Annotated in this window: 5 protein-coding genes; all 5 read left to right on the top strand. The window is 73.5% G+C overall.

Going from position 1 to position 3,749, the window contains the following annotated elements; genetic code table 11:
* Positions 1-23 precede the first annotated feature (23 nt).
* Complete coding sequence (locus tag ABZ914_RS48380; protein WP_500201360.1) at positions 24-824, top strand: GntR family transcriptional regulator; 801 nt, start codon at positions 24-26, stop codon at positions 822-824.
* 85 nt (positions 825-909) lie between these two features.
* Positions 910-1,137 carry a 4Fe-4S dicluster domain-containing protein gene (locus ABZ914_RS48385; RefSeq protein WP_151593689.1) on the top strand — a complete coding sequence of 76 codons (228 nt, stop codon included), beginning with the start codon at positions 910-912 and terminating at the stop codon, positions 1,135-1,137.
* 11 nt (positions 1,138-1,148) lie between these two features.
* A complete protein-coding gene (locus ABZ914_RS48390; protein WP_500201361.1) occupies positions 1,149-2,642 on the top strand; it encodes an ABC transporter substrate-binding protein in 1,494 nt (497 codons plus the stop codon).
* Positions 2,639-3,415 carry an ABC transporter permease gene (locus ABZ914_RS48395; RefSeq protein ID WP_500201362.1) on the top strand — a complete coding sequence of 259 codons (777 nt, stop codon included), beginning with the start codon at positions 2,639-2,641 and terminating at the stop codon, positions 3,413-3,415. Before ABZ914_RS48390 ends, ABZ914_RS48395 begins: the two co-directional genes overlap by 4 nt.
* A partial coding sequence (locus tag ABZ914_RS48400; RefSeq protein WP_500201363.1) for an ATP-binding cassette domain-containing protein occupies positions 3,412-3,749 on the top strand: 338 nt, incomplete at its 3' end. The genes ABZ914_RS48395 and ABZ914_RS48400, both read left to right, overlap by 4 nt.

Genomic DNA, 3,749 nt, shown 5'->3' on the forward strand with positions numbered 1-3,749 from the left:
ATCTTTTTTGGCGGTGTCGGGCCGTGACCCGCCCCCCCCCCCCCCCCGCGGCGCCCGCCCCCGCCCGGGCGCCCGCGCCCGCCCCGGCCCCCCCGGCCCCCCCCGAACCGCGCCGGACGCGCGCGGACCGGGCCCGCCAGGTCGCGGACGTCCTGCGCCGCCAGGTGCTCTACGGCGACCTGCGCAGCGGCGCGCTGCCCGCCGAGGCCGAGCTCGTCCGCGAGTTCGGCGCGTCCCGCAACACCGTCCGGGAGGCCCTGGCGCTGCTGCGCGCCGAGGGCCTCATCGAGCGCTGCCCCGGCGTCGGCACGCACGCGGTCGCCGAGAAGTACCCGCACGGGCTGGAGCGGCTCCTCGGCCTCGCCGAGACGCTGCGCGAGCACGGCGAGGTCGCCAACGAGGTCCGGACGACCGGCCTGCTCACCCCGTCCCGCGAGGTCTCCTCCCGGCTGCGGCTGCCCGCCGGGGAGCAGGTCGTCTACATCGAGCGGATCCGGCGGCTGAACGGGCTGCCGCTCTCCCTCGACCTCACCTACATCCCGCGCGACCTCGGCGAGCCGCTGCTGGCCGAGGACCTGGTCCGCAACGACATCTTCGTCCTGCTCGAACGCATCGCCGGCCGGCCGCTCGGCCGGGCCGAGGTGACGCTGGAGGCGGTCAACGCCGACCCGCACTCCGCCGCCACCCTGGACGCCCCGCGCGGTGCCGCCCTGCTGATGCTCGAACGCCTCACCCACCTGTCGGACGGGCGCCCCGTGGACCTGGAGTTCATCCGCTTCCGCGGCGACCGGATCACGATGAGCGGCTCCATGAGCCGCGCCTAGCCCCGCCCTCCTTCCCGGCCGTCCGGCCGAAGCCGCGCAGCGCCGCGCGGCGGGTCCCGCATGCCCGCACACCACTGGAGAACCCATGTCCCTCGTGGAGAACCGCGCCGACGTCCCCGTGACGGTGGACGAGGCGCTCTGCATCGACGGCTGCACGCTGTGCATCGACGTCTGCCCGCTGGACGCCCTCGCGGTCCACCCGGAGACCGGCAAGGCGTACATGCACGTGGACGAGTGCTGGTACTGCGGGCCGTGCGCCGACCGCTGCCCGACCGGGGCCGTGACCATCGACATGCCGTACCTGCTGCGCTGAGGACCCGACCGATGAACGCGATGCAAGCGAAGAACGCGATGCGAGCGAAGAACGCGATGCCGCCGATGAACGCGATGAAGACGACACTGGCCGCGGGCGCCGCCCTCCTCCCGCTCCTGGCCGGCTGCACCGTGGCCGGGAACGCCGCCGACGGCGGAGGGTCGGGGCAGATCGTCGTGGGGTACCAGTCCAAGACCATCAACACCGTCACGGCCGGGACGCTGCTGCGCTCGCTCGGCTACTTCGAGAAGCGGCTGAAGGCGCTCGGGAAGCAGGACGGCACGAAGTACTCGGTGGTGTGGCGCGACTACGACACCGGCGCGCCCATCACCGCGCAGATGCTCGCCGGGAAGATCGACATCGGCTCGATGGGCGACTACCCGCTGCTGATCAACGGGTCGCGGGCGCAGGCCCAGGGCGGCGACGCGAAGACCTCCTGGGTGTCGGTGACCGGCTACAACATGCGCGGCTCGCTGAACGGCGTGGTCGTCGCCCCCGGTTCGAAGGCGAGGACGCTGCGCGACCTCAAGGGGAAGACGGTCTCGACGAGCGTCGGCTCGGCCGGCCACGGCACGTTCGTCCAGGCCGCCCGCAAGTACGGACTGGACCCCGCCAAGGACGTCAAGGTCGAGAACCAGCAGCCCACGGTCGGCGCCTCGGCGTTGCAGGCGGGCAGCGCGGCGGCGTTCGCCCAGTTCGTCGCCTGGCCCGGGCTGCTGGTCAACAAGGGGCAGGCGCGGCTGCTGTACGACGGCGGCCAACTCGACGTGCCGACGTTCCACGGCGTGGTGGTGCGCGACCAGTTCGCCAAGAAGGACGGCAAGGTGCTGGACGCGTTCCTGCGCGCGCAGATCGACGCGACCGACTACCTGCACGCGCACCCGCTGGCGGCGGCCGAGTCGGTGGCGTCCACCACCGGGCTGCCCGCCGAGACCGTCTACCTCTACAACGGCGCGGGCGGCGTCGCCACGTTCGACCCGACCATCAAGCAGGGGCTGAAGGACGCGTTCGTGCACGACGTCCCGTTCCTGAAGTCCATCGGGGTCATCCAGACGCCGCTCGAAGTCGGGCCCTTCATCAACGACACCTACATCAGGAAGGCGTACGGCGCGTCCTACGACCACGACGCCGCGTCCACCGCCAACCCCGCCGCCATCACCGGGACCGACGAGGTGTGCAAGACCCAGGTGGACGACCCGAAGACCGCCGGCGAGGTGTGGGTGCAGGGCGAGGAGAGGACGCGCCCCGTGGCCGACCCGGTCTGCCTGCTGAAGAACGTGCGCGCGCTCCAGAGCCAGGGCAAGCGGCTCAGGGCCGCCTACATCCCGGACGCCACGACCGGCACCCGCTGGTTCGCCGACAAGGACGTCTGGGTCGAGGACCCGTCCGCCAAGGCGGGGGAGAGGTTCAAGCCGTTCGCCACGGACGAGGGCGCGCGGAAGTACATCGCCGCGCACTCCGGCGCCGAGGTCGTCACCTACGACGAGGCGGTGAAGAGCGCGTGAGCGGCCTCCTGCGCTGGCCCGTCCGCGCCGCGTCCCTCCTGGCCGCGCTCGCGGTGTGGCAGCTGCTGACCGCGGCGAACGTCCGGCTGTGGGTCCGGTTCGACCGGTTCCCCGGCCCGGCCGACGTCCTGCGGGAGTTCGGCCGGCAGGTCGAGCACGCCCAGTACTGGCAGGACGTCGCGCAGAGCCTCGTCCGCATCCTCACCGGGTTCGCGCTCGCCGCCGTCCTCGGCGTCGCCGCGGGCGTCGCCACCGCCCGGTCCCGGTGGGCGGGCGACCTGCTGCAGCCGCTGTTCGAGGTGGCCCGGCCGATCCCGGCGATCGCGCTGGTGCCGGTCGCGATCCTGCTGTTCCCCGCGAACGAGCAGGGCATCGTGTTCATCACCTTCGCCGCCGCGTTCTTCCCCGTCCTCGTCGGCACCCGGCACGCGGTGAAGGCCCTCCCGCTCGTGTGGGAGGACGCCGTCCGCACGCTCGGCGGCAGCCGCGTCCGCGTGCTGTTCGGAGTCGTGCTGCCGGGGATCCTGCCCGGCGTGTTCGGCGGCCTGTCCATCGGGATGGGCGTCGCGTGGATCTGCGTGATCTCCGCCGAGATGATCTCCGGCGACTTCGGCGTCGGCTACCGGACCTGGCAGGCGTACACGATCGTCGACTACCCCGGCGTGCTCGTCGGGATGGCCACCATCGGGCTGCTCGGCTACCTCACCTCCGCCGCAGTGGAGCTGACCGGCCGCCGGCTGACCCGCTGGCTGCCGAGGGAGGGGCGCTCATGACGGGCGAAGCGGACCGGAGCGCGCGTGGACCCGCGTCCCCCCGCGGCGCTGGCGGCGCGATCGAGCTGCGGGCCGAGGGCGTGACGCTCGCCTACGGCGGCCGGCCCGTCGTGACCGGCCTCGACCTCACCGCCGAGGCCGGCGAGATCCTCGCCGTGCTCGGCCCATCCGGCTGCGGGAAGTCGACGCTGCTGCGCGCGTTCGCCGGGCTGCTGCCCGCCGCGTCCGGGCGCGTCCTCGCCGGCGGCGAGCCCGTCACCGGACCGTCCGCCGACCGGGCGCTGATGTTCCAGGACGACGCGCTGCTGCCGTGGCGGACCGCGCGCCGCAACGT

The organism is Spirillospora sp. NPDC046719, from assembly GCF_040645715.1.
GTDB lineage: Bacteria > Actinomycetota > Actinomycetes > Streptosporangiales > Streptosporangiaceae > Spirillospora.

What these genes read in the sequence shown, in the direction of transcription:
- ABZ914_RS48385 (WP_151593689.1), top strand. Translation starts at nt 910, where the DNA reads ATGTCCCTCGTGGAGAACCGCGCCGACGTCCCCGTGACGGTGGACGAG.
- ABZ914_RS48390 (WP_500201361.1), top strand. Translation starts at nt 1,149, where the DNA reads ATGAACGCGATGCAAGCGAAGAACGCGATGCGAGCGAAGAACGCGATG.